This is a genomic window from Mesorhizobium sp. M1E.F.Ca.ET.063.01.1.1, from assembly GCF_003998155.1.
GTDB lineage: Bacteria > Pseudomonadota > Alphaproteobacteria > Rhizobiales > Rhizobiaceae > Mesorhizobium.
In genome coordinates this window covers 1-648 of sequence record NZ_RZSC01001437.1, presented here as the reverse complement: position 1 = coordinate 648, position 648 = coordinate 1, and the positions used below count along the sequence as shown (strand labels likewise).

Below are 648 nucleotides of genomic sequence, written 5' to 3'. Positions count from 1 at the left end.
ACCTTGCCGAGGCGCGGCCGTTCCATCCGGTGGACGCCAGCGGCAAGTCGGCCTTCTCCGACAAGGACGATCCGCTGACGGCGATCTGCCGCGAGGTCGCGCCGCAAGACGGCGAAGCCATGCTGGTCAAGCAGGAAGCGAGCGCCTTCGGCAAGAACGATTTTGGCGACAAGCTCAAGGCGTCCGGCATCGAATGGCTGGTCATTGCCGGCGTCTGGACCGAGGCCTGCATCGACGCCACAGTGAAGGATGCCGTGGCCCGCGGTTTTCGCGTGCTGCTGGTCAAGGACGCCTGCGGCAGCGCGAGTGCCGCCATGCGCCAGACCGGCATCCTCAACCTCGCCAACCGGCTCTATGGCGGCGCCGTCACCAACACGCTCGACGCCTGCCGGCTGATGGCGGGCGATACGGTGAAGGTGTGGCAGGTCGAGGGCTCCGTGCCGCTGCGCTTCACCTTCGAGAACGCGGCGCGGCTCTACGCCGAGCTCTGACGGCGGTGGCCGGCGATCCATCCGATCCGGCCGGGCGCGGCAAATATGCCGCCCTGCTCGACCCGGAACTCTGGGACTATATCGACACGGTCAATGGCTGGTACCCGCCCGAGATCGCGGCGTCGCCGATCGCCGAGCAGCGTGCGGTCTACAACCG

General features: G+C 67.7%; 1 protein-coding gene. It reads left to right on the top strand.

From position 1 onward, the window contains the following. Positions 1-491, top strand: a 491-nt coding sequence (locus tag EOA29_RS39080) for an isochorismatase family protein (protein ID WP_127222549.1), incomplete at its 5' end; no start/stop codon positions are given. Positions 492-648: the final 157 nt, after the last annotated feature.